Origin of the sequence: Ruegeria atlantica (assembly GCF_947495585.1) — a bacterium.
Lineage (GTDB): Bacteria > Pseudomonadota > Alphaproteobacteria > Rhodobacterales > Rhodobacteraceae > Ruegeria > Ruegeria atlantica_G.
The window spans coordinates 155,672-181,435 of sequence record NZ_CANLZK010000003.1 but is presented as its reverse complement, the minus strand read 5'-3'; the positions used below and the strand labels follow the sequence as shown (position 1 = coordinate 181,435).

The following is a 25,764-nucleotide window of genomic DNA, read 5'->3' as shown; positions in this document are numbered from 1 at the left end:
GGGGACGTACTGGGTTTGTGTTTTGGTTTGGCTTGTCGCTGCGTTGGCTATTTTGGGCACGTCCCCAACGACCTACTACCTGATCTCCTGACAACACGTTCCGAAAAGAAGGCCATGCAACCCGACGTTCCAAGACATGGAGAACGGTGTATTCACTATGGATGCAGTCACCTAATCGTTCGCTTCGCGAACGCACCCGACTGTTCAGGTGTCAAAATCCAGTCGGCTGTCCAGTATAGAACTTTATCGATTGCCTGAAAGCCCGCAAAGGCGATCCGGAATGGAAAATTCTCTGAAACGATATGGTGCGGGTGGAGGGACTTGAACCTTTATATACACTATAAAATCTACTGATTGATTGACCGACACTCAAAAAGCCCAATTTTCTAAGCTATGTTGGCGACAAATCAAATTAGTAGAAGGTCTTTTTACCTACTATTAATTCTACTTTTAAACAAAGTAGCTACTATTAGTAGATTTCGATGCCTTACGATCATACTTCGATGCTTTTCCCGTGATATTCCACACTTAGAGACGATGTAATTTGGAATGGGCGCTCAAGATGACCAGGTTCCAAGCCACTGACCGGCTGCATCACGGCCTGCGGAGTATTGTGATCAGATTCTATCCGGCGTGGTTTAGGCTTCGGGTGCCTCCACAATAAGCGCTTCGTTTTTCGAAGGGTCCATGGCACAATGATTAGCGGATTTTAGTATGAAGAGCTTTGGGAGGTAAAAATGCCAAAGTCACTGTCAAGAAGGTCTTTTATTTCAAGTACTTTATCTACTGCGGCGTTAGCCAAATCTACCTTTTTAAGCTCTACGCGACCTGCGTCGTCAGAAGCAATGACGGCCATGGCAGTAATCGGCGTGGTTGCCCAAGTAGGAAATATGTTGGTTGGCTTTATGAAAAAAGACCCAGCATCCAGCATAATGCAGGCCCAATACCAACTGTTGCAGGCAATAGTTGCAGAAGTCAGGGCAATCAATGTGCAACTGCAAAACATTTCTGCTCAAATAGAACAACTCTACAAGCACGTATACGATGCCAACTTTGCAGCCTTGGAGACAGAGCTTTACGCTGGAATGGCGAGCGCATGGATGGGCTTCCTGGAGAAAAAAGCGTCGAAAAGCAACACCGAGGAACGCGGAGAATATTTTGACAACAAGGCCTACTATTCTGAAGTTTATACTTTGTATCAACAATTTGCAGATTTTCGCAGAAGATTAATTTTGTTCGGCGAACGGGAAGACTTTAGGGGTATTGCGCATATCGTCGTCGCTCAAGAACTTGAGCAGTCTTTTGTGCTAGAGCTAACGAGTTTGGAAGCTTTCGAGCACAGTTTCAGCATCAACCTCAGGGACGGAGAAGAGGCGGGAAAAGCATACTTAAAATACTTCGAAACCGCGTTGGACTCAAACAGAGAGAACTCTATTCCAAAGGTGGAAGTAGCCGCAGCAAAGAGATACGACGCGGCCAAAAACAACATGAGGCCTTATCCAGAGCTTCGGGATGCTGCTTTCGGAGAGTTTTCCGGAGACCATTTGTTGATTTGTAGCACAGGAAGAAGGCGGAAAGGTTATAAGTGTTCTAGCAATAACCAAGTGCAGCCTAGCGTTCCCTTCAACGGCTGGGGTTCGAAGAGTCAAGGTGAGGTTCACGACGCTGGTTGGTGCTACTACTATTTTAATCAGTTTACCCAACTCAGACTAAAACTCTCCAATGTTCAGGTCCAGGAGCCTATCATCTACAGGCAGATCGAGTTTTACGATGGACCAGGTGGGGAAGCGGAGGGGTCACTCAACAAATTCCCTGCCTATCTTGAATGCAAAAAGCACAAAGACTTTACGTCCAAACAAGATAAAGACGATTGGGAAGCTCGGAACATCGAGCCAATGAGAAAAGCTGTTGCCAAACTAAATATAGCGGAGGCTGACTTCTACGGAGCTAAAGCGTTGCGTGAAGCAGTGGAACTCGCACAGGAAAGAACTAAGGCTGCGCTTGCTGCATACTGTTTAGAAACATTCGACTCGGCCTCCGGCCTTTGCAGCCAGGACAAATGACATGGAACACACTCGGTTTATAGCAGGCTGCCTAAAAGGCATACTTTTTTTGACTTTTTTTTCGATGGTTGCAGCGCCCTCACAAGCTGGACGAAACTACAAGACTATTTCTGTTGGTACGGCCATTGAAATAATTGAACTGTCGCAAGAAATCGAAGAAACCATAAAAAATGAAGTTCCAGGGATCTACGACGAAATAAAATATAACTTGGGGAATTTTGCACCCCAGATGGAGGCTTCGTCTTTGGCCGTCCAAACTCTTAGCGAGCTTCCGACAGGCAACGGTGTTTTAATGTGGTTTCCTGTCCAGCGGATGGGGGACAATGAAAAAATCGGCACTTACCTTCCGCAGGGTCCCATTCCCGTTGGTGTTGGAGCCGACCCAGCTCTCGCGGCCGCTAGTTTTTTGTCTATGCCGCTTGAGACCGTAAGTCCCGACTTAGCGAATGCAATACTCGGGAAACTTCAGTATGAGAACGGGCAAAAGATTCCTGGAGCATTGTTAAAGTCGTCAATGTCAAAGTCTTACTTTCTGTGGTTTAAGAAAGTAGAAAATGATAAAATTCAGATGTTTAGGATCGACGACACTGCCAATTTCTTACAGGAGGCACTGCTTGAAGTTACAAGGCTGAAAATTCTGCGCAGGTCCCAAGAATCCGACGATACGCTTCAGAACTTGGCTAGAAGGTCCCAACACATGGAGAAGCTATCGCATCAATACCAACAGCAACTTAGAGAAAGTAACTTAAAGTTTGAAATTGATAGACTGATGCGTGCCAGATCGGAGTCTTCTAGACAACTCAAGGCCGCCTACGAGAATATGGAACGGGCTCGTGCTTCTGCCAAGGAGAACAATAGTTTAGCGGGTATAGCTATGATATTTGGAATGGCAGATCTCGTTTCAAGCTTTGGCGGACTAAGTGAAAAGCACTCAGCGAACGCAAACTATAACGAATCTGCGGCAGACAGGTTGCACGTCGAACTTCAACAAACTGATATCCAGATCATCAATATCTACGTCGACGGAATTGGCCTTGATCAAAATTTGGCACCGCACCCTAGCATTCCCAATCCTTGGAAGAAGGATATGCAGTGACAAGTATCGCGATTAGATGGCGTTACGACACAACTGTAAGGTCATGCTAACCCAGTCACCCAAGTGAGCAACTTTTTGAGCCGAAACATCGCGTTCTCGTTGTGCTTTCTTGGCCAGCGAAATAGTGTCTCAAGCAAACAGGCATTGATGGATGAAGAATATTGAGGCGCGACCACGGCACAAAGCTTGGTGACTACCTAATCGGTGACTCGCTCAAGGTACTATCAGGGGATCTCAAGGATGATCTGGCGGGAAAAGTTCAACTCATCCTTACCTCACCTCCTTTCCCTTTGAACAAAAAAAAGAGCTACGGAAACCTTCAAGGTGCTGAATACCTTGAATGGATCAGCGGTATGGCACCGATTTGGAGTAGACTGCTAACTGAAAACGGCTCAATCGTTGTCGAACTTGGAAATGCCTGGGAGCCCGGTCGGCCGATTCAGTCGCTGCTTCCTATGCAAGCATTGTTATCATTTGCCCAACACCCTCAGGCCGATCTACGGCTTTGCCAACAATTTGTTTGTTATAACCCGTCACGTTTGCCATCACCCGCAAATTGGGTAACCATAAACCGCATTCGTGTAACTGACAGCTATACCAACGTTTGGTGGCTCTCCAAGAATGACAACCCTAAGGCGGACAACCGACGAATACTGCGGCCCTACAGCAAGAGCATGAGAAAGCTCCACGAAAGGGGCAGTTACAACCACGGGAAGCGCTCTTCGGAACATTCAATTGGTGAGACAAGTTTCTTGACTGATAACGGTGGTAGTATCGCACACAATTTCTTGGAAATAGAAAGTCTGGACCCCAATCGAGAAGTCAGATTGCCAAATGCACTTAGTATGGCGAACACGTCTTCAAACGATTATTTTTTGCGTGCCTGCCGAGAAAGGGGTGTCGCTGCTCATCCTGCTAGAATGCAGGTCGGACTTGCGGAAATGTTCATACAATTCCTGACAGATGTGAACGACTTGGTGCTCGATCCATTTGGGGGTTCAAATACTACAGGTTTTGCGGCGGAAAAGAACAAACGCCGTTGGATTAGTATTGAAATGCAAGAGAAATATGCAGAGCAATCCAAAATAAGACTTGGCGACCCGTTGGTTGCCCAATCCGAAAACGTTTAGAGTTTTGAGGCAAAATGGACATTAGCAGTAAAATAAAGGCCATCACGCAATCTGATATTTTTGCAAAGGATGAGCAAGGTAACTTTAAATGCGGCACGTTTGTCGGGCGACCCTACTCATTGAACTACGACTCCCTTGGGCTTTTAGTCTGCGATGATTGGAAACAGAAAGCGAGAGGACTGCCTCAAGGGTGTTTTCTGTTGGCGTTCTATAAGAACGAGGAGAGCATTAGCGAAGCACTATTGCTAAGGGTTATCAACCCGGCAAAGCTTCCTAACGATAGTGAAGTCGTCTCTTCAATGGTCGAATACTACAAGGACAATCTGGAAACCACAGGCCCAGAGAACAAGCTCGACAGTTTTACTAGGTACGAGTTCAGCTTCTCCGGAATAGAATGCAGGGTATTGGGTACATTTTACAAAGACGAAAAAGGAGTAATCCAATTCGGCGCCGACCTGGAGAACTTCTACAGTTCGCACAACTATGAGGTCTATAAACCAACACCAGAATACCTTGAGATGATCGTCAACTTTACAGACAAAAAATCATCTACGCCGTTTAGGATCGGTGACGTTAGGTACAGTTCGAGCCGCCGTTTTCAAGCTCAAGACGCTGCTACAGTTCCCGTGTACGTACTCCCTGACGATTTCCTCGGCAAACGAACAGCAATGTTCGGTATGACTAGGACGGGTAAGTCAAACAGTGTCAAAAAAATTATTCAGGCTACTTGCCAAATGAGTGATCAGTCGAAGAACAAGAGTTTAGTTCAAGCCGGCTCAAGCACAAAGTATGTCGATAGCATCATTGGGGGAATTCCGAATTTCCCTGTTGGGCAAATCATATTTGACATCAACGGAGAATACGCGAATCCAAATCTCCAAGATGAAGGCACATCCATTTCGGAAATCTACTCTGACAGGACCATAAGATACAGCATCGTCGACAAAACAGACGAAGGCTTCAAGGTTATGAAGGTAAACTTCTACTCGGATATTCTAGGTGGGTTTGAGCTTCTATGTGCCCATCTCGGAGACAAAGCTGGAGACTATGTAGAGTCCTTTAGGTCTGTGGACATGTCCCAACCAGAAGACTACTCCACCAATCAGTCTTCAAGAATACGCTATGATCGAAAAGTTGCTGCGTACCAATTGTGTCTTTATAAAGCAGGCTTCACGCGACCAGCGGGCTTTGACAAAATCAAGTTTTCTGGAAATGCCGATCTCAACGCTATCGCCAAAGGATTAGACCCAAAATCTGGGATTACATATGATCAAGCTTTCGCTTGGTTCGATGCCGTTTGGTCTCCGGCGGGACAAAAGGTGTTTGATGACTACGTCAACAAGAAAGGGAGGCAGCTGTTTGACGAGGATATGCAGGCGCTACTTGTTTTTCTGACCAAACGCAGAACTTCCGCAGCAAAGGTCGCCAACGTCAGTGGATACCAGAAATTCCGAGGGATTATCGAGCAGCATACGGCAACGTCCACGGCACAATTTGATGTCGAAATCGTTGAAGCTCTCAGAAACGGTCAGATTGTGATCGTCGATCTCTCACAAGGTAGTGAAGAGATCCAAGGCCTGTATTCTGAGCGTATTTGTGTAAAAATTTTTCAAAACGCAATGGGACGGTTCGTCAAGAATGAACCCAACAATTTCATACAGTTTTATTTTGAGGAAGCTCACAACCTGTTTCCCAAGAAAGAGGGATCCGATCTGAAGCAAATCTACAATCGGCTTGCAAAGGAAGGTGCCAAGCTCAATCTTGGGATGGTTTATGCCACACAGGAAGTGAGTTCGATAAGCTCTAACATTTTAAAAAACACTCAGAATTGGTTCATTGCCCACTTGAATAACTCTGACGAAACACGCGAATTGCAAAAATACTATGATTTCTCAGACTTCACGTCGTCGCTTGTCAAGTTTAGTGCGACCAACGACCAAGGCTTTGTTCGTCTGAAAACGTATTCCAGTGCATTTGTAGTCCCAACCCAAGTTGGCCTGTTTCCGGGGGGTATTTTCAGTTGAGCTACTCTGAAGGAAGGCGCCCGTTTGAGCGGGCCAGCAAGTCATCACACAGTCATATTATTAACGATGAATCCGTTAAGTCGTTCCTTTCAAAATGCGTGTTGCCAACGGCAGCTGAGGACGTGGATGTCGAGTCTTTAGCTTTTGACTTGATCGAAAAGCCCATAGACAGCGTCAAAGGTGTCATCGCTATAGATGGGGGTTATCAGGACGTCGTTGTTAGAGAAGCATTTCCATCTGCAACTTTTGCGTTTTTGCAGCTTGGAGCTCTGTACTTCAGTCTTGAAGACCTCAAAGCATTAGACCCCAAACCATTCATTGCCCCAGAGGACATCTCAAAGCTAAAAAATATTGATAGACTCAAAGCTCCAATTCCCACAAAAACAATAACCGTGGAAAATATGGACACTTTTGTAGAGTCTTTTCGTTTTTCGATTTTTAGTCTTCTAAAAGACAACGTGACAGACGGATTGGAAACGCTCAAATGGTTTATTTTTAGCGAATTTTCGCCCAATAAAATGGATGTTTGGGAGTTAGCATCTTGCCCTAATGCAAATTGCAGCAAAACGAAAATTCCGCTTTCCCGAGAGGGCTTATCAGACGATTATACCTCGCCTTGCCCGGCGTGTAATGAGAAGATATTTTTGACAGATGTCTTTCGATTGCATGAGGTAGCAGATGAGGAAGTGGGGGCTAGCGGTGCGCTTGGCTATCTGACTACAACTCTTGAGCAAATAGTGATGCTGATCTGGTTGAAGGCTATAGTCGATCAGGCGCCTCAAAAGCTAGGCGAGTTCTTTTTCGTAAAAGATGGCCCCCTCGCTTTTTTTGGTCAAACTGCAAACTTACATAAACCAATGCTTAAACTGGTCGCTCACCTTCAAGCTTCAAATACGTTGTTCGCAGTTGGTTTGGAGAAGAGTGGTGCATTTGTCGAGCATGCAAAGCTGATCGAAGGGAAGCTTAAGCCCAACCAGTTCTTGATTATGGACAATGATTACATCTACAAGCACATCCTTCCTGGACGCAGCGAGAGCGCACCTGCTTACGGAAATACCACTTACTACGGGGCAAAAGTCATTTTCAAATCAAGTGACTCTAAAGTCTATGTTGCTTCGGTTCCGGTAACCGAAACGCGCGCAAAATACGAAAGGGACTCCATTCCGAACTTAGATGAGATTTTAACGATGGTGGCGATGCTTAGAAGCGATATGTACGATAACGCGATGTTACCAATCGCTCTAGCCAATAAACTCATCTCAATCTCCAACCATCCTAGCGCAAACTTACTGGAGAAATTTGCAAAGGGTCAGATCGGCGCGTCGTAAGGTTTTATGCGAATGAAAGTTCTTCCTTTGCGTTTTAACGCCGCTGGCCCGTGCGCCAGATCAAGCCAACAGTGATTACCTAGGAATTCAACACTTCAAGTCACCACCCGTGAGCTTTCGCATCAGCGCGACAAACTGTCTCGCGCCAATCGGCCTCCCACTACGGCACAAGTCGTCGCTTTCAAGCTCGAAACCATATCCATCTAGCGTCTCCTCAAAAAAGTGTCGAACAACTTGCTTTTCGGCTTCGCTGATAGTGGCCTGTTTCTCAAGAGCGAGGTTTTCCTGGGCTGCCGTTTGCCCCAGGAACAAGTCGCTGGACTTAACCTTCCTAACAAAGTTATCCAGAATTCTGATCTCTTGTTTTGCTTTGTTCCGATCTGCAATCAGGTCGCGCAGCATACTTTTGAGACGTGGATTCACAATCGCCGCTAGCAGCTCATCTTCGTCGCTTGAAAGAGCGCGGCTCATGGTGTCATCGGGGACTACCTTTTGCGTCTTGGCAAACGCTTGAACCAACGTTCCCAGTTCCTCTGCGTTGTAGATAGAGGATGCCGCAGGTCCCTTCAAACCAAGGGCTTTTGCCGTTGCTACTACATTGGCGACATTTATTTTCTGTTTCTGTTCAAGAAGGTGATGGCAAGCTTGAACAATGTTATTGACGGCTGTAACCCGTCGCGCCGAACCATTTTGTTTAAGCTCGCCTGCCAACGCCATGGCTACATCTAGATCAGTCATTGAGACACCTTCCGATGTGATAGTCTATTGCTGTTTCTCGGCGGTTTGCAGCTGTTTGACCTTCTACAGCAGCCCTTAGCGCCTCGAAGTCGCCAACCAGAACGACTTGCTCGGATGCACGAGTAATTGCAGTGTAGATCATCGACCTATCAACGAATTTACTGTTGCCATGATTGAAGATGGGCATGATTATACGGCGCCACTGAGAGCCTTGTGATTTATGGACTGTTAGACAATAGGCGAGGTCAATATTGTCTGAATCTGACCAAATCAGCTCAACTTGTTCACCATCAAACTCAGCCAACTCAGGTTCCAAAAGACGGCCAAGAGAGCCATTGCGCAGTCCTCTTTCGAGATCCGTTTTTAGGTAAACTACTGGATCTCCAACCCTGATGTCTGGTCTGCCAAGCATGGTTGGGCGATCTGGTTTCAGTCCTGAGAAATAGTTGTTGAGCGCAATAACACCGCCTGCGTGTTTTTTGATGGGACAGATGATTTGAAAATCGTCCCGCTCAGTTCCAGCCAGAATAAATTGTCGCCCTATACTCTTGATGACTTCTGCGGCTTCTTCCGGTGCTGCATCAAAGAAGGTGACACCTTCACCTGCACCGGAAAAACCAAACAGGTTTGGGGTGATGCCTTCCCGCACACCCTCAGCAATAGATGGAATGCCTGAATTTTCTGACTGCCTGTGAACACGATCCAGGGTGACCGAGCGGACGTCATCGTCACGCATTAAGTCATTGAACGGGGTGCCAAAACCGATAGGCGGTAACTGTGCGGGGTCTCCCGTAAGGACTATCTGTGCATCTCCAGCGGCCCGGATAATACGATACATGTCCGGCAGACTGACCATACTGGCCTCATCGATGACGATCATGTGCGAAGAGTCCAGTTCGACTCCCTGGTGGTCCTTGATGAACTTGTAGATGGTGGATGCTGGAAAGCCTGTGGCTTCTGTAATCCTCTTTGCTGCCCTTCCTGCTAATGCCATCAGATGAACCGTTCGGCCATTCGCAACAGCCACGGTGCAGACACCTTTCAAGACGCTTGTCTTGCCACTGCCCGCATAACCACCCAACTGACAGAATGGATGGTTAATCGCGGTTTCGATTGCTTTTCGTTGCTGATGTGTGAAGGGGAAGCCCTGTGTCCGCTCTATTGGCTTGAGAATGCCGTCAATAACGCTAGAGCGAACCTCGATCCTAAAAAGGTCTCCCTGCGCCTGAGAGAGCCTGAGAGCGCATTTGGCGAGCACTCTTTCCATGACGCCAGCACCGATTGGCTGATATCCCCCCGCAATTACGATTGCCCCCATGTGTTCGACCGATGCGTCTAGCGCCTCTGCTGTGAACTCATCAGAGCCAAGGAGCGCTCTCAAACGCGCCGCCAGGGTCTTTTCCGGGGTCCAAGTGTGCCCACGCTCTAGCCGAGTGTACAACACGGCTTCTACGGCCGCTGCGAGCCTCCTAGGGTCATTACCTTCGACACCCATTGCCAAGCCGAGTTCGTCAACTTTTGGCCAGCTAAGCCAGGAAATAAGCAAGTATGGGTTTTCTCTAAGTGCCTCAAGACCGCGAGATCCCCAGGCGCGAACAATTAGTCGACCAACCCATCTATTAATGCCGAGCTGGTCCAGGTAGAGTGCTAGATTGGCTTGTTCGATCTTCTGTGGATAAATCGAGCAAAGGGTAGCGGCGACTTCAAGCGGTAGTACGTCATTGATGCGTTTGTCTTTGCTGATAATCGCAGCGTGAAGGTCCTTCCCAAAAGCTTTAATCAGTTTACCAGCGCGAGCATTACCTATTCCGACAAAGTCAGGATCTTCACGGAGAAAGGTAACATAGTTCAGATCTCTGATTTGCTCAGATGACGACCCTCCAAAACCAAAGCCACACTTTGCTCCCGTTTCCGCATCCACACTCTCGCATTTAGACGTATCAGACCCCGTCCTCGCATCAACAGGGCCGTGTCCTCGCTCCTTCGTCGCTGCGGGCCGCACCAACCCAGTTGACACTCCCCCGGCGCCAGATAAGTCACTTGCTGCGAGGGTGGCGCGGCTCCGAAACCAAAGCTCACAGGCTTGCTTCATAGCTGATCTCCAAGGGTGACCCGGCGACCACTCGGAATAATTTCATCGAGAATTGTGTTTCGAGACTTCAGCTGCGCTTTGAGTTCAGCGTTCTCAGCGGCAAGCGTGGACACTCGTTCTCTCAGGCGCTTGATTTCCTGATCTCTAGGGTCAGGGCCAACAAGCGCTCGCTTCTCTTGTTGTTCGCTGGCTCCAGTCGAAGCAGATGCTGGCACAAGAATGCCATCCGCAATCAGCTTCCTTTCCGCTTCAGCTAAGGCAGATTTCAGAAGATCGTTGGTTGAGAAGGCCGACCTGGCAAACCCACATTCAGTTGAGATCTCACTTCGATTCAGCTGGCCACGGCGGATGTATCCGGACCAGTCTTCCTTGGCCTTTCGTTCTGCGATCCAAGCATTGAAGCGGCCAACGCTTTCCTGCTTCATCTGCGCTGTACTGATTTGTTTTTCAGCCATTTGCGTTACCAATAAGCATTAGCTCATCTGTGTCTAAGGACGCCTTTTCAGCCGTTGAAGACGGTATCGCTTTGCCAACCATGGCGTTAAAATCACGCAACACTCCCAGCTCCGTCAATGAAGCCTTACCTTCCATTAGATCGCTCACTTCAGCCTCTCCGAACATTGAGATCATCATGGTAGTCAGCCGATTTCCCGCCCGCTCAGCCTCATCTTGGGAAAGATGCAGCAGCAGAGGTTGGAGCCCATTACGCTGTGCCATTTGCTCCAAAAGCAGACCTTTGCGAAAACGGGCACCGGGAACGGGTAAATGCGGAAAGAATTCAACAGCTTGTGCAGCCCACTCGATAGTTTCGAACTGCCTTGCCTCCTTCAACTGAGCACGAAGTTCGTCCTCTTCTAGACGCGTAATAAGAGCCGTTGAATCAGAGCCCTCAGTGTCCTGTTTGTTCATGAGTTCAAGTGAGGTGTAAACATTGCCAACTCGCACACCGAGGCTTGAGATTCTATCTTCTAATTCAAGCTCGATCTTATCAAGTGTATCTTGCAGCCGCTTTGCTTTTCGATTGTTTTGCTTGGCTTTGACTTCAAGAAGTTGCCGATAAATTTTGTCATGTTCCTCCCTACGCTCGTTAATTGCGTAAAAAAGCGTGTTAACGAGAGTAACCTGACCCGGCAAAAACGCTGGACCCGTGACGTGAAACCGGCAACCAGCACAGTTAAATCCGTCCGGAGTGATGGCCCGATGAGTTACTTTCCCGCTTTCTAAGTCGGTGTTTTCAGCACCTACAGAGCAAAGTGTTTTACCGGAAACACAGATTCCATCTACATCAATATGCCACAGGCCTGGATCGCCCTCAGGAAGGAAGTGTTTTCCATCTATGTGCCCAACTAGATGCTCATCGATGAACGACTGCGTCTCTTTCGTAAGCGCTTCAAAGTATTGATCCTCATCCATTCTTTCCAGTTGGCCGGCTGCTTCTTGGATCGCTTCGTTTATCTTGTGCGATCCCAACTTGGTGTAGTACAGAGTCATAACCAGCTGGCTGTGACCAGACAGAAACTCAGCGATTACATGGACTGGAACCCCAGCTTCGATGAAGTGAGTAATATTGCTTACGCGTAGGGAGTGAAGTGTGTAGGGAGTTTTCAAACCACCCCTGGAATCGCGATAAACAAGCTCCGCCGGTGTCCCGTCTTTCTCTAAGCGGTCTTGAATCTCTTCCAGTAGAAGTAACCAGAACTTGTCTATCGCGCTTGGTGAGAGTACATCCCACCGAAACCCATTTTTCTGAATGTCCCTGAAAAGAAACGTAAATTTCCTTAACTTCGAGGGATCCAAACTGCCCTTGTAACGCCAGTCATGCGGCCCAATCTGAGACCGGTCGACCATGACATTGATCGGATTATTTTGCTCCTGGAACCGTCTTTGGTGCTGTAGAATCTTCAGCAATTCAACATGGTTGTAAGGGATTTCATAGCCCTGTTGCTCCCCAACGGGCTCTTTGTTTGTATTTATGTAAAATCCAACAAAGCTCTTGTCTGAGTGCTGATCTGTGAATGTTCGAGTAAATCCGAATTCGCGACCTTTGGTTGCAAGCGTATGATCATTTGCAATTTTCGACCCATCGAGACAAACAATAAACTCGTCCGCTTCGCCACTGTCCAGCATGGCGGCCTGAGCCTTTCGAATGGGCAGGCAAAGCATCGTATAAAGAAGGTTGCTTTCAGTGGGAACGAAGACCTTTTGACCGACCGCATTGAGCGCGTACTGGTGGCTGAACTGACGACCAAACGCGTAGTCATCTTCGATAAGCACTTGTTTTGCATACTCAATGATGGACTTCGGCAGCACCGGCTTGTTGGATTTCCCTCGCCCCCTTGAGCCCCTTTCGGCAAATCGTTTCTTGTCTGCTTCCTTAAATGGAGAATGAACAACCTTGCCGAGGTCGTCGGAATGCTGGTCAAAAATAATGGCGAAAAAATTAACACTCTCTCGGAGCGCATTTTTTCGTTGATTTTGACTTTTGCCCGAGGCCTTCAAATACTCAACATAGGTTTGCTTAACGCGAGTATTTTCCCTCGAACGGACAACCATGTGTCTTTTGACATCCAATGGCTTGATGTCATTAAGCCCTTGGGATGCAATCCACGTCAAAAAGTCACATGCGTTTGCGTAGAGTTTGGAGATATCTGAAGTTTCACTTGCGCCGACCCAATGCCTAATAGCCGAGAGCCATTCATCTGCACGAGCTATTTTAAGTCGTTCTGTCGCTTCCGAAACATAGTTGACCAGAGCTTGATCTGGATCGTACTTCGGAAGCGTAACGTTTTTCGCATACGGAATTGACTGATTTCTTCGATTCTCTCTAACGACAATCTGATCTCGGCCCCGAGTTCTAAATGCAGTTTGAAACGGAGCGGATTTTCCCCGTTCTACTGCCAACAAGTTGGCTGCTTGCAGCGCCCTTTGATAGAGCCTCACCGTGTTGTTTTCATCGTCCAGAAAGCCTGAAGTACGAAACACTGAATGGGCTTCGGCTGTATAGTCAGACTCATCGTTAAGGCTTATGCTGCAAAAAACAGTGTTGAAGGCGCCGACAGAGCGTCGGTCGTGTGATACTTCCTGCATTCTGTTGAGAATCTCTTCATAGGGAGCACCCGATCTGTTGGGCTTCCTGTTCACGTGCCACTTTGGGGTCTTTTCTCCTCGGGCTTGTACAAGCGGCAGTAGAATACACTCATTTGACAGATAAATTTCCAACACCTCCATCAGTGAGGCACGTATTACAGTCCTGGTTTGTTGGTGGACGTCTAGCATTTCCCAGTTGGATACGTGCGCCAAAACTCCTTCCCAAAACGTCGGCGTCCGAACTTTGTGAGAATTGCAGAAAAAGTTGTCCCAAAGGTACTTTCTGGATTCCACCTTATAGAAGAAGCTATCCTCAATCTTCGCCCACTCTTTCACCGCTTGGTTCGCATTCCTCCACCCCTTGGAGTCGGCATTGACCCACAGCCTTTTCGGGTCAAGATTCATTGTAGTATTCCCGACTTGAGCTGCATCAGTTGTCACATAGTCAAAGTCGGTCATTCATCACTCCCAGCGAATGTGGCGCAAATATCCCAGCGGGATCGCTGTCATACTTGAATCCGATCAAGTCGGGCGTTTTACTGTCGACTGGAGGCGGCTCTCTACCCTCCATTATTGCAGCGGCCCTTTGAAGTTCGTCATTAATTTTACTACTGCTTGGGCGGGTATAGACGTTCTGACTTTCGATACTCAAATGGTGCATGCACTCTTGAATGATTAGAGGGGACAAATTCATGCACACCAATGACTGACCATAACTATGACGCAGCCCGTGAATGTTTGTACCGTCAAACTTGCTGGATGGAATGCCCGCTTTGTTCATGGCTCTCTGAAAAGCCATGTTCAGTGCACCGATAGTCCATGGTTCTCCATAATTTTCTGGATCGGTGGAGACAAACAAGTAGGGATGATTTGCGTTTCTCGGAACTACGTGACGCCGATACTCAGAGAAGACTGCAAAAAAGAGCTTCTCATATTGCGGTAAAAAATGAAGCTTTGAGCGCTCCTTCTTCCCATCAGTGATTAGGAAGCTTTTGAAACCAGCATGAAAACCGCCCGATACTCGATTCCGTGGCAACAAATTGAACTCGTCACGCAAGAACTCCACTCGTGGTTTCTCTTGCTCGTCCATCCACCCTTGTTCTGGGTCATACATATAAACACCTTCAGGTGTGACATCCTGAAGAAAAAGGTGGAACAACTCCGACTTACGCAACCCAGCACCCGCCATTAACAGTACGGCCAAGAGAGTGTTTAAACTAAATTCACTAGCCAATGTAGGATTGCCAGATCTGTCATAAAAATCTGGATTTGAGCGTGACTTACGACAGCCCTTGGTTATCAATTCGACCAGGGCGCTCCCAGGAAAAGGAACAGCCTTTTTCACAGTATTCTCCGAGGCTCTGGAGCTCTTGGCCACCACCTCAAGTGACTTTCCCGGTCGCCTAAGGTGATAAAGAAGCGACCGTTCTTTTGCGAATTCATGGGCACGAGCAGAAAGTGCAGACCTAGCGAAACGCGATAGATGAATGCTGCTGTTTCCGGTGAGATCTTCCAGCGTGCCTAGGAACCCTTTGAGGTGCGATTTCCGCATCGAATATGTCTTATTGCTGGCCGGAGACCAATTCAGACCGGTCTCATCACTTCCGTCTGGCTGGACCGTTCCATTGTAAACAGCCAACAAAAACTCATTGACAAGGCTATTGGCCTTATCCGGCTCACGCAAATCTGGACTACCTTTTGCTTTGAAGAAGTCGAAAAACAAGCCAATCGTTTTCACTGCTTGGTTGCGCCAGCTTTGGCTCATTGCAGAACATGTTTCATCGTGCAGGTACTCATACGCCTCCCGAATTACAGTTCCGTCTTCTGCCGACACCAGCAACATCGGGACGTGCTCTCCCGCCATTTTCGGTGACGGCAGTGATCTGATCAGGTGGTAAGTGGTTGGTTTAAATGTCACTGAACTACTCCATTAAAGTAAATTAATAGGTAGGTTAATACTTCCACGCAAGATAAAGTTTTCTGTTTGTTCCGCAATTGAGTCGAGAAATAACGCTGGAAGGCTCTATGATTGGGGGTCACCCACTGGCACAGGTAATTAGCTTGAAAGCTGGAAATCAGGAAGTATCAAGTAAATACAAGTCTGTATGGTGCGAGCGGTCGGACTCGAACCGACACGGAGGTTAATCCACAGGAACCTAAATCCAGCGCGTCTACCAATTTCGCCACGCTCGCACAGTTTTAGTCTTACAGTAACTTTCTTCTACTTACTATATGAACCCCCACGCCTTGCGGCGCCAGAACCTAAATCTGGTGCGTCTACCAATTTCGCCACACCCGCAACCCAAGCACTCAGTGCCAGAATGTCGGCGTGAATAGCAAAGCTTGCTGCGGAGTGCGAGAGGTAAAATTGAGTTGTGCACAAGATTATTGATGACATCGGCGGAACATGCTTCTGAACTGACCGCCGCGCACATATGATGTGTGCTGGACGCCGCTGCCAAGCAGGATGCGGGTTATTCTCATATGTTGCTGTTCGCGCCAGGAAAGCAGTCTGATTATTGGCGTTTTCCGAGCAGACAAAAAAGATTCCTAGATCAGATTTTTTCAATTTCATTGTTTTGCATTTAGCAACACTCAGGTCCTTTTGGTGATAGTTTGAAAACTATCTAACGTTGAGTAAAGTGCCTCTCACTTAGGATCCTGCAGTGGTGAGAATCCAAAGACGATTCCAACAACCACAAACTTTACAGACGTCCTCTGCGTAAATTGTGTTGGGCCGGCTTTAAAAAAGATGGCAGGTTTTCCTTTATTTCCAATTCCCTAACTCCTACCTCAAAAGTATCGCACATTTGCGCCGTTGCAAGTTTTGCCCTCTTGAATGCTGAAAACGGCAAATGGCGCTGTCTACATCGATGCCGAAAATACGCCCGTAAGTTGTGGTTGAAAAATACCACCGACCACAATTGCGACACAATTCAAACGCCAAAAAATCTTATTCGCGTCAAAATAAGACCGCCTTGAAAGCCGCTTATAGGCAGAAGGAGTTAATGAGTCTTTTTTGCCTTCGGGCGCTGTACGAGTTTTTTCGCTCAACTCCAGTACAAGGGTCTGAAACGTGACCAATATGATGAACTCCGCTGCTGCCGAGCAAGAAGCCGTTGGTCTTGCGCGTGAAAGTTTTCTTGGCGAACTCAAATCCCTGAACCGCGACCATCCAAACACCGGGTTTGGCGTGTCGTTGCGCACGCGCTCGGGGCGGCGATACTTGCTTGCAAACTCGCGTATGCCGCTGCCCGAAACCAAATCCGAGGGTTTTCCGACCGGGCGTCGTCTTGCCCGCCTTGAAAATAGCGAGCGCTTCAGCTCGATCGAAGTTTTGGCGGATTGCCACACCTTCGAGTCGATTTCGCCGGGCGCCGAAGCCGCTATCCTGGGCAATGCGCTGAATCTGATCGCCCGAATCGACACCATGACCAGCACGCCAACAGACACGTTGGCCGCGACAGGAACCGGAGGCTGAACATGGCGCGCAACGACCATCTTTTGTCAGTTGGCAATGAGGCACTGACGCCCATGACGTCAGCGATGAACTCGCTGACCGCACAGATTGATCAATTGACAGAGGTGGCGGATGCACGTTCGTCCGCACGTCTTGCCACGCTCAAGACGCGGATGGAGAATTTCTCGGCCAGCGTTACGATGGTCGGACAGGTCAAGGCTGGTAAGTCCTCGATTGTGAACATCCTGGCCGGGCGCCCTGCCCTGCTGCCATCGGATGTAAACCCGTGGACATCGGTGGTGACCACGCTGAACATCAACACCCGCACAGAAGGCGACAAACGCGCCAAGTTTACCTTCTTTGAACAAGAAGAATGGGACAACCTGATGGTCGGCGGCGGCCGTCTGGGTGAACTGGCAAACCGCGCCGGTGCCGATGATGAGATGGATGACATTCGCCGCCAGATCGGCGAGATGAAGGCTAAATCCGAATCCAGATTGGGCCAGCATTTCGACCTGATTCTGGGGCAGAGCCATCAATATGATTACTTCGACGAAGAGCTGATCCAGCGTTATGTCTGTCTGGGTGACGAAGATGATCCGGACATCAACCCCAAGACCGGGCGGTTCGCCGATGTGACGAAGTCGGCAGAACTGTATATGGACATTCCGCAATACCCGATTGCGCTCAAACTGTGCGACACGCCGGGTGTCAACGATACCTTTATGGTCCGCGAACAGATCACCCTGCGCAGCTTGCGCGGATCTGAGGTCTGCGTTGTTGTTCTGGCTGCCAGCCAGGCGCTTACAACCATGGACATGGCGCTGATGCGGATTATCGCGCAGTTCGAAAACCGGCAGATCATCCTGTTTGTGAACCGAATTGACGAATTGGCCGATCCGGTCAATCAGGTCCCCGAAATCCGTGACCGTATTCAGGACACGCTCAAGCAGAACAATATCGATGCCAATACCAGCGTTGTCTTTGGCAGCGCCTTGTGGGCCGAGGCCGCGTTGACGGGCAACCCCGAGATTCTGTCCGATGAATCGCGCGAGGCGTTGAACACGTTCTATCTGGCTGCCGGTTTTGGCGATCAGGCACCCTCGCTCGACAAGATCTGGGCACTGTCCGGCTTGCCTGATCTTCTGTTGGCCATGAACGAACGCATCGCCGAAGGCGCAGGCACCCGTTTGCTGGATCGCGTCCGCCACCGCGCCCGCAATATCGCCAGTCAAATCCGCGCCACGGCAGTTGCCAAGACCCTTTCGGGCGGCGAAGGTCTTGTGCGTGATCTGGATGGTGTATCGCCAGAGGAAGCGATCGCCTCACTTTCGGATCAATACGAAAAGAAAGTAGCTGAACTGACCGCATCCTTGCGCACGAAGGTGTTGGAGAGACTGAATTCTGCGGAAACCAACTTTGTCAAACGTGCAACGGATTCGCTAATTGCCCACCTTGAGCTGAACGGCGAACAAGGCACATGGCAGTATGACCCAGCAGGTCTGCGCACCTTGCAAAAGGCCGCGTATTTCAGCTTTGCGCGGTCAATGCGCAAAGAAGCAGGTGCGCTGTACAATACGGCGGCCGCAGATATTGAGACGCTGTATCAAAAGATACTCGGCAACCACCTGGGTGAGTTCAGTATCGAAGCACCCATTGTTCCGCGTGTCCCACCCCCACTCGGTATTGGGCGAACAATCGCATTGGACTTGCAAAGCACCTGGTGGCGTCGCTGGTGGCAACGCCGCAAAGGGTTCGAAGCTTATGCAGCAGACTATACGCGCCTGATCGCGTCTGAGGCGAATTCGATCACCAAGGATATCGAGGAAAATCAGGTTGCAGCCGTGTTGGAAAACGTTCGCGCGATCCTGTCGGATTTCATGCGCGAGCAGAAAGAGACGTTGCTTAGCATTTCGGCTTCGGCCGAGAGTGACCCAAGCCGCAACGCAGCTCTGATGGCAGGACTGACACCACAGAAATCGCGTGACGATATTCTGGGCGACATCCTGAAAGATCTTAGTAACGAGGCAGCATAAGTAGCGATATGGCAAAAGACTCACAAACCCGTTTCGTCTCGCCCAAGGCATGGGAGCGCATTGAGCAGTGGTCCCGCCGCAAGCCGATCTTTGCGCTTATGGGCGAGTTCAGCGCCGGCAAATCCACGCTGATCAACTTTCTGCTTCGGTCGCACACGCTGCCGACTCAGGTGACTGCGACCCAGTTGCCGCCGGTCTGGTTCAGCTGGGGCAAGAAATCTGCGTATGTGCAGCGCCATGACGGCACACGCGAAAACATCGAATTAGATGCGTTGGAGTCTGTCGGTGTCAACGACGCCCAATTCGTTCGTATTTTCCTTGAATCCGACATTCTCGAGGCGGTCGATCTGATCGATACGCCCGGCATTTCTGACCCCAAGATTTCAACTGATGTCTGGCGTCGCGCCGTGGGTCAGGCCAATGGGGTGCTGTGGTGCACACACTCTACCCAGGCCTGGCGCGAGACCGAACGGGCGACATGGGTAGCGCTGCCGGAGCGGTTGCAACACAACTCGCTGTTGTTGGTCACCCGCGCGGATACACTGGGCGCGAAGGACCGCCAGAAGGTGTTGCGCCGGGTCAACCGCGAGGCAGGGCATCTGTTCAATCGGTCGATTTTGTTCTCGGCCCGCGATGCGATTACCGCACGTGACAAGAGCGGTGATGCCGAACTGTGGGGACGCAGTGGCGGCGGCAAGATGGTGGACAGTTTTCTTGAGATTACCGAACAGATCATGGACAACCGGGCAGACATGCTGGCGCGTTACCAGATCGACAACAGTCTTGCTCATATGCCCAGTGTGCAACCTGACCGACCGCGCAAACCCGCCGAGAGCGCAGAACAGCCTGCGCCGCTAAAGCTGGTCGATCCCGTTCAGGACGAAAATCTGCAGGACGAAGTCGTAACAAGCTTTCCGGTCCGTCCTTCCCGGGTCGAGGCACGCTCAGGCGACACTGAACGCGCACCCCGCATTGACGCGGATGAGGCCGAACGGTTGCGGGCTGAAATGACCGCGATCTCGGAAGAGACCACTCCTGAAACCGATCAGGACGAATTGCGCTCTTTTTTCCGGGAAACGCCCAGTCAGCCTCTGAATTTGGCCGATGTTGCCGAGATCCCTTCGGAAGAAAACGCGTTTCTTGACCTGGATGACGAGGATTTCGACGAAGAAGAGACCTTGGAACTGGAAGCCGAGGGTGAAGGCGAGGCAAATCAGTCTGACACCGCCTCCGATGGTCAGGATCACCTGTTGGCGTCGATCGAGGATAAGCTGGCTGACCAAGCTGAAGATGCTGTATCTGAAAACCCAGAAGCAGACGCACAACGCGCTGACACATCTGTGTCGTCAATCGTTGCATTGCTCGCCGAGCAATCGGATGGTGCAGCCGATGAGTTCGAACTGGAACCCGAAACCAACGGCCTGATCGAAACACAGGTCGTGCCTATGTCAAACGGAACGCCCGAGACAGGGACCGAGGCTGAATCCTTAGAGAAATTGCTGAATGCGGACGCCGGATCAACACTCAGCGCATCGGCGATGTGGCGCGAGATCACCGCTGGTGAGGATCTTCCCGAAGACCCGGAAGGCCTGAAAAAGGTTTTTGCGGCCTTCCTGGAAGAGTTCGACAAGATCGCCGCTGAACACGGCGCCCGCGACGCTAAAAAAGACGTTTCAACGCTTCCGAAAGCCGGGAACAAGGGCGGGGCTGAATGGCATGTTTTATAACGTGAAACCAAGGTAGAAGGACGGGAAGCCCGATGTCTATCGAAGCCGCACTGAAATCTGCGATGAAAACGATACCCGACTGCGTCGCAGCCGGGTATGTCGACATGGAAACAGGGATGTTATTGGGGACCAGTGTCCGCGATCAAGAGGACGCCGAAGTGCTGGACAGTCTCGCGCTTGCAGTGGCGAACCTGTTTCAGGGCGGCGGCGTGGGTGCTTTTGAAGCATTGCTGCGGAAATCGGGTAATGCTGATACCGAAAATCCGGGATTTGGGGAAATCGCGGTGTTTTCAAAGGATCGGTTGAACATTTTCTTGCGGACGCAGGCCTATCCGGATCATGTGGTCTGCTACATCTGTCGCAACAGCGCGAATGTAGGGTTGGCACTGACAAAATCGCATCTCAGTCTGGGGCCCGTCGCGGCCGCAGTTTAGACGGGACCAGAGGGGGTCACGGCATGATGGATACAAACATACTCGATTTGCTCGAGGACATTGGGCGATCATCGGTTGCCCGGCTGGAGCCAGCCGTCGCGCTTGCTGGTGACACTGCGCTTGAGCGCCGCGAAAAAGTATTGCAGTCCATCCGTGGCACTGTTTTGCCGCGCCGGTTGGAGTTTACGGCTGCCAATGGCGATTGTCTCGCGATTGAGGTCAACAGCTCTCGGGTTACTGATGTCTTTCGTGTCCGGTCCGGCGTTGCGCCTGATTTTGAGGCCGAAGAGCGCGATACGCTGGCTGGCCAATTGGCACAGTTGGTAACCGATATTGCAGCGGCGCCTGGACCGCTCAGCCTGATATCCTTGCGGCCGGACGCCACGCTGGAAGCGGACGATGTCGGAATCACTTTTAGCGAAATCGCTAGTGCTTGCACGATGATCGAAATGCCAGCTGAACCCGTCATAGCGGTCGTTCCGGACACTGCCGAGCCCGCAAATGACGTGGCACGAACAGATGATGCCAGCGATTTGGCCAACCAGTTTTATCTCGGCAGCCAGCGTTTGGCTGTTGGTCGCATCCAGGTCAAAGCTGAAGGCGGGGAAACGGTTCAGTCTGATGGCGATTGTAGTGAAGATCAGCCATTACATGCAGATCAAACTTTGCTGGCGCAGTTCGCACGTGACCTGTCGGGCTGGGATTATGACGCTGCCGCCGCGCTGGATCATCCGCAACTGATCGTCATGCGTCCGTCCGGCGGTAAAGGTTCTGGTTTGGCCGTCCTGAATGACGGCAAGGAATTCTCCATAGTCGTTCACGAGGCGCGCAAGCTAGGCGCCATTGTGAATTTGTGGACATCTCTGACGGAGCGTTCCGAATGAGCGCGCCCGTAATATTCAATTTTTCGACTAATTCAATCTGTGATTGCAAGTACCCAGGGTAACAGTATGAGTGAAAATAACCGTCGTGAGTTAATTCGAATCGCCAAAGACATGAACGGGGTCAGCAACGACGAGACCCGCCAGTTTATTTCACGTATTGTAGGCGATCTATCAAATCTGAAACCGTCAATTGCATTTGTCGGGCAGATTAAGGCTGGCAAGTCCCGCCTTATCAACGGGTTTACGGGGCAGGCCGAATACCTGCCCTCGGATGTTAATCCGTGGACGACCGTGATCACCGACATGCATTTCGGTCACCCCTCGGGTCGGACCCAAGGGGCCGAATTTCATTTCTTCGATAACCGTCAGTGGCAGGCGCTGATCGCCGAGGGCGAAGAACTGCGCAACATGTTCCCCGACGACGAGGACAGCTATAAGCGCGAGATGATCGAAGAGCAGGTCGACGCGATGAAAACCCGAGCCCAACTGCGATTAGGCGACAGCTATGAGCAGTTGCTGGGTCAGCATCACGATCTGGAGCATCTGAACTCGGACGATCTGGCCCGTTATGTTTGTGCGGGTGACGATCCGACCGACAGCGAAGAATACGACCCCGGTTCAGATCGGGGACTGTACAGTGACATCACGCGCAAGGCCGAGGTCTACTTTGACATTGGCCATTTTCCGTTCCCGCTGACGGTCACGGATACGCCCGGCGTCAACGACCCACTGTTGATCCGCGAAGAAATCTCGCGCCAATACCTCAAGGAATCCGATTTCTTTGTTGTTGTATTGTCCGCGCATCAGGCTCTGTCCCGCGCGGACCTTAAGCTGTTCCGCCTGATGCAGGCGCTGGAACTGGGGCAAATCGTCGTCTTCATCAACCGCGTCGACGAATTGGGCGGTGGCGCCGAGGATGCCGGAAAAGTCCGGGCGGACGTTTTGGATGGCCTGGAAAAAGCCCTGGGCAACTCGGACATCGATGTTCTTATGGGCAGTGCCCAATGGGCCCATTATGCCTTGACCGGTGACGATACCGGCGTGAACCACGATCACGTTCTGGCTTGGCTGCGCGCCCACCCCGAGCAGATGAAGCAATATCTGGACGGTGTAGAAGAGATCAAACAGGGGCCCGGCCCAATCAGCCGTGAGGGCGTTTTGCGCTTTGCCGCAATGATCGCCTCTGGTCTGCCCGACCTGCGCCGCCACGTTACGCACGCCTTGACCCAAGGGCCCCGTGACGAACAGCTCAAGATGGCCTGGCAGCACCTTAACAGTTTTGCGCAAGGTGAGCTGGAACGGTCCAAGGCCCATCTGCGCGTAATTGACGACGAAAACTCCGCCGACATGACCGACGGCGACGAAAACGACAAAACACTGGCTGAGCTGCGCGCGCTGGTTTCGCAAAAAAACACACAGATCATTGACGATATGGATGATGTGTTGGCCAATCTTCGCGGCGTCATGGATGACACTGTGTCCGAAGCCGTTTCCGCCGTTGTCCGCGGTCCGAATGGCGATTCCCCCTTGTTGGCCAAGGGCGGTGACACCGAACTGAACTTTTCGCCGCTGCGGGACCGCATGCGCGAGCTGGTTCAGGGTGCAACACAGGTGGTGCGGCAGCGAATGCTGAGCGAGCTTTACGCCGTCGACATGAACAGCAATGCCGCGCTTCGCGCCCTGCCCGGCTGGCAGGACCCGGCCGATAGTCGGATGAACACCAGTGCGGTTCGGTGGTTCCGTCCGGATACCACTGCACTGACCCGGGGCATCACCGTGGAATTGCGCGTCAGCTGGCTGTCCCGTCTGATTTCGCGTAAAAGTGTGGTCGCTCGGGCCGAGCGGATGATCGTTCAGGAATTCGAAATGATCGGGGACGATCTGGTGGACACGGCGCGCGCCGATCTGCTTGAGCGTCTGAACACCGTTCTTGACCATTATCTGGCATTGTTGGCTGGACATCTTGAACAACGGGTCGGAACCGGCCAAACCAATGTTCGTGCAGAAGCACAGGCAGCATTCGATCAGGCGCAACGTGTTGCAGATGATCTGGATGCGGTATTCGGCGGCAATAGCGCCGACAAGAAATTAGCAGAGGCTGCGGAATGATTGAATTTCCCGGAACCGAACAGGAAGTACGCAAGCTTGAACGCTTCCTGACCGCCACCGAAAACCTGCCGTCAGAGGCGGGTCTGGACAAGATGCGCGAGCGCGCCTTGTTTCATGCCGAACGGCTTTCGAATGCGGTCAATATCGGTTTTGCCGGGGAATTCGGCGCCGGAAAATCCAGCCTCGCAAACATGCTGGCCGGGGCGGACATTCTGCCCACGGGTCCGCAGCATCTAAAACTGCCATTGGTCATCGTGGCCTATGCAGACGCACCGGAAACCACGGTTGGCTGGTGGGACAAAGAGCCCAAAGTCTATTCCGGCATTGCGCTGGAAAAAGCCGCGGCGGATAACCCTGATTTTATCTCGGTTGGGTTGAATACCCCTGCCCTGCAAGAGATCTCATTGTTCGATCTGCCGGGAACCGGCGCACTGGATGACACCTACAAGTCCACTCTGGACCTATTATCCTATGTCGATTGTGCCATCTGGTGCACGAACGGAACCAATGCCTGGCGTGAGACTGAGCGCCACCTGTGGGCACAAGTTCCGCAAGAGTTGCGCTCGAACAGTTTGCTGGCAGTAACCCACGCGGATCTCCCCCCGGTTCGGGATGCTCTGGACCGTGTTCTGCACCGGTTGGAAAAAGAAAAAGGTAAATTCTTTCGGTCTGTCGTGCCGATTGGCACACCGGTCGCCGTCAAGGCTATGGCGCAAGAACCCGAGCCTGATTTTGATTTGTGGGAGACCTGTGGCGGTCAAAATCTGGCCGAACAGGTCCTGCAAGTCGCATCCGAGCGGCGTTTGAAGGATTTGGAAGCTGCCCAAAATGACATCGAGCAGGAGTTTCTTCCGTTTCTGGCCAGCCTGAACATCGCAGAAGCTGAACCAGCGCAGGTCGAAGCGCCCTCGATCCATGCGACGCTGGAATCCGCCCTTCCCCCGCTTGAAAACCCGATCCTTGAAGACTGGCTGGCGGCGATTGCCAGTATCTATGACGACTTGCGCGAGACATCGGATATTGAACCCGCCGCATTCCTGAACAGTTGTCAGGAAATCGTCGAAGATTTTGCAGAGCGTCTGGAGCAAGGGGGCGAAATCGCCACTGAAGCTGACTGGATTCCCGGCGAGTTTGAAAAGGCCACTGATCTTCTTTTGCTACTGCAATTCGAAAGCGGTGACGCGCCACTGAAGGACGCGATCAGCATCCTCGCCCAGCTCAGCGACAACCTCGCCTGGGCTGGCAGCCGCGTCGATTCCGTTCAGGCAAAAACCGGAACCTGATGCCTACCCGTTTTAATTGAGCCGCAATGCAGCGATTCGAAGCCCTCAGAATCGCGCGTTTATTGTTTCGGATTTAGTGACCAATCCGCAAAAAACAGGCACTCAGTCCGCAAGTTTTGCTGCCAGAAAATCAACATTTAGATTTCTACATGGGCACTGGCACCACATATGGATTTTCTTTGCGGTGGGTTCTTAGTGAAGCCATCAGGCGGCCCCAATAAAGTCAAATTTGAAACGTCTAACGTACATGAGTGTCCTGCGGTTGTGTTTGGT

17 protein-coding genes and 1 tRNA gene are annotated in these 25,764 nt (G+C 50.7%); 12 read left to right on the top strand and 6 right to left on the bottom strand.

Annotated elements, in window-relative coordinates:
- Window positions 1–737 precede the first annotated feature (737 nt).
- The 5 genes from QMP16_RS08560 (at window position 738) to QMP16_RS08540 (ending at window position 7,641) form a co-directional block, all read left to right on the top strand.
- On the top strand, window positions 738–2,063 hold the full coding sequence (locus tag QMP16_RS08560) for a hypothetical protein (RefSeq protein ID WP_282152021.1): 1,326 nt from the start codon (window positions 738–740) through the stop codon (window positions 2,061–2,063).
- Window position 2,064: 1 nt separating this feature from the next.
- The gene (locus QMP16_RS08555) at window positions 2,065–3,159 is read left to right on the top strand and encodes a hypothetical protein (protein ID WP_282152020.1); all 1,095 of its coding nucleotides are present in this window, start codon (window positions 2,065–2,067) and stop codon (window positions 3,157–3,159) included.
- A gap of 161 nt (window positions 3,160–3,320) precedes the next feature.
- Window positions 3,321–4,289 carry a DNA-methyltransferase gene (locus QMP16_RS08550; RefSeq protein ID WP_282152019.1) on the top strand — a complete coding sequence of 323 codons (969 nt, stop codon included), beginning with the start codon at window positions 3,321–3,323 and terminating at the stop codon, window positions 4,287–4,289.
- A 14-nt stretch (window positions 4,290–4,303) separates the two neighbouring features.
- Window positions 4,304–6,313: an ATP-binding protein gene (locus tag QMP16_RS08545; RefSeq protein WP_282152018.1), complete on the top strand. Its 2,010-nt coding sequence runs from the start codon at window positions 4,304–4,306 to the stop codon at window positions 6,311–6,313.
- Complete coding sequence (locus QMP16_RS08540) at window positions 6,310–7,641, top strand: hypothetical protein (protein WP_282152017.1); 1,332 nt, start codon at window positions 6,310–6,312, stop codon at window positions 7,639–7,641. The genes QMP16_RS08545 and QMP16_RS08540 overlap by 4 nt, the downstream gene beginning before the upstream one ends.
- An 87-nt stretch (window positions 7,642–7,728) precedes the next feature.
- On the opposite strand, the gene gmtX is transcribed toward QMP16_RS08540, so the two are convergent.
- The 6 genes from gmtX to QMP16_RS08510 all read right to left on the bottom strand — a co-directional run bounded on the left by gmtX (window position 7,729) and on the right by QMP16_RS08510 (window position 15,751).
- Complete coding sequence (gene gmtX, locus QMP16_RS08535; RefSeq protein WP_282152016.1) at window positions 7,729–8,379, bottom strand: gamma-mobile-trio protein GmtX; 651 nt, start codon at window positions 8,377–8,379, stop codon at window positions 7,729–7,731.
- Window positions 8,372–10,300: an AAA family ATPase gene (locus QMP16_RS08530; RefSeq protein WP_282152015.1), complete on the bottom strand. Its 1,929-nt coding sequence runs from the start codon at window positions 10,298–10,300 to the stop codon at window positions 8,372–8,374. Before QMP16_RS08530 ends, gmtX begins: the two co-directional genes overlap by 8 nt.
- Before the next feature lie 167 nt (window positions 10,301–10,467).
- Window positions 10,468–10,926: a VPA1267 family protein gene (locus QMP16_RS08525; protein WP_282152014.1), complete on the bottom strand. Its 459-nt coding sequence runs from the start codon at window positions 10,924–10,926 to the stop codon at window positions 10,468–10,470.
- Window positions 10,919–14,017 carry a VPA1269 family protein gene (locus QMP16_RS08520; RefSeq protein ID WP_282152013.1) on the bottom strand — a complete coding sequence of 1,033 codons (3,099 nt, stop codon included), beginning with the start codon at window positions 14,015–14,017 and terminating at the stop codon, window positions 10,919–10,921. The genes QMP16_RS08525 and QMP16_RS08520 overlap by 8 nt, the downstream gene beginning before the upstream one ends.
- The gene (locus QMP16_RS08515; RefSeq protein WP_282152012.1) at window positions 14,004–15,476 is read right to left on the bottom strand and encodes a site-specific integrase; all 1,473 of its coding nucleotides are present in this window, start codon (window positions 15,474–15,476) and stop codon (window positions 14,004–14,006) included. Before QMP16_RS08515 ends, QMP16_RS08520 begins: the two co-directional genes overlap by 14 nt.
- A gap of 188 nt (window positions 15,477–15,664) precedes the next feature.
- Window positions 15,665–15,751: transfer RNA gene (locus tag QMP16_RS08510), tRNA-Leu, on the bottom strand.
- Window positions 15,752–16,643: 892 nt separating this feature from the next.
- Here QMP16_RS08510 and QMP16_RS08505 point away from each other — a divergent pair.
- The 7 genes from QMP16_RS08505 (at window position 16,644) to QMP16_RS08475 (ending at window position 25,491) form a co-directional block, all read left to right on the top strand.
- Entirely contained in the window at window positions 16,644–17,039 is a 396-nt protein-coding gene (locus QMP16_RS08505) for a hypothetical protein (protein ID WP_174822482.1), read from the top strand.
- A 2-nt stretch (window positions 17,040–17,041) separates the two neighbouring features.
- Window positions 17,042–19,054 (top strand): dynamin family protein, encoded by a 2,013-nt coding sequence (locus QMP16_RS08500; protein ID WP_282152011.1) that lies wholly within the window; start codon window positions 17,042–17,044, stop codon window positions 19,052–19,054.
- A gap of 8 nt (window positions 19,055–19,062) precedes the next feature.
- Window positions 19,063–20,781, top strand: coding sequence for a dynamin family protein (locus QMP16_RS08495; protein ID WP_282152010.1), 1,719 nt, complete (start codon window positions 19,063–19,065; stop codon window positions 20,779–20,781).
- A 32-nt stretch (window positions 20,782–20,813) separates the two neighbouring features.
- The gene (locus tag QMP16_RS08490) at window positions 20,814–21,215 is read left to right on the top strand and encodes a hypothetical protein (protein WP_282152009.1); all 402 of its coding nucleotides are present in this window, start codon (window positions 20,814–20,816) and stop codon (window positions 21,213–21,215) included.
- Between the two features lie 23 nt (window positions 21,216–21,238).
- Window positions 21,239–22,099: a hypothetical protein gene (locus QMP16_RS08485; protein ID WP_282152008.1), complete on the top strand. Its 861-nt coding sequence runs from the start codon at window positions 21,239–21,241 to the stop codon at window positions 22,097–22,099.
- A 66-nt stretch (window positions 22,100–22,165) separates the two neighbouring features.
- A complete protein-coding gene (locus QMP16_RS08480; RefSeq protein ID WP_282152007.1) occupies window positions 22,166–24,208 on the top strand; it encodes a dynamin family protein in 2,043 nt (680 codons plus the stop codon).
- Window positions 24,205–25,491, top strand: a complete 1,287-nt coding sequence (locus QMP16_RS08475; protein WP_108859664.1) for a dynamin family protein — start codon at window positions 24,205–24,207, stop codon at window positions 25,489–25,491. Before QMP16_RS08480 ends, QMP16_RS08475 begins: the two co-directional genes overlap by 4 nt.
- Window positions 25,492–25,764: the final 273 nt, after the last annotated feature.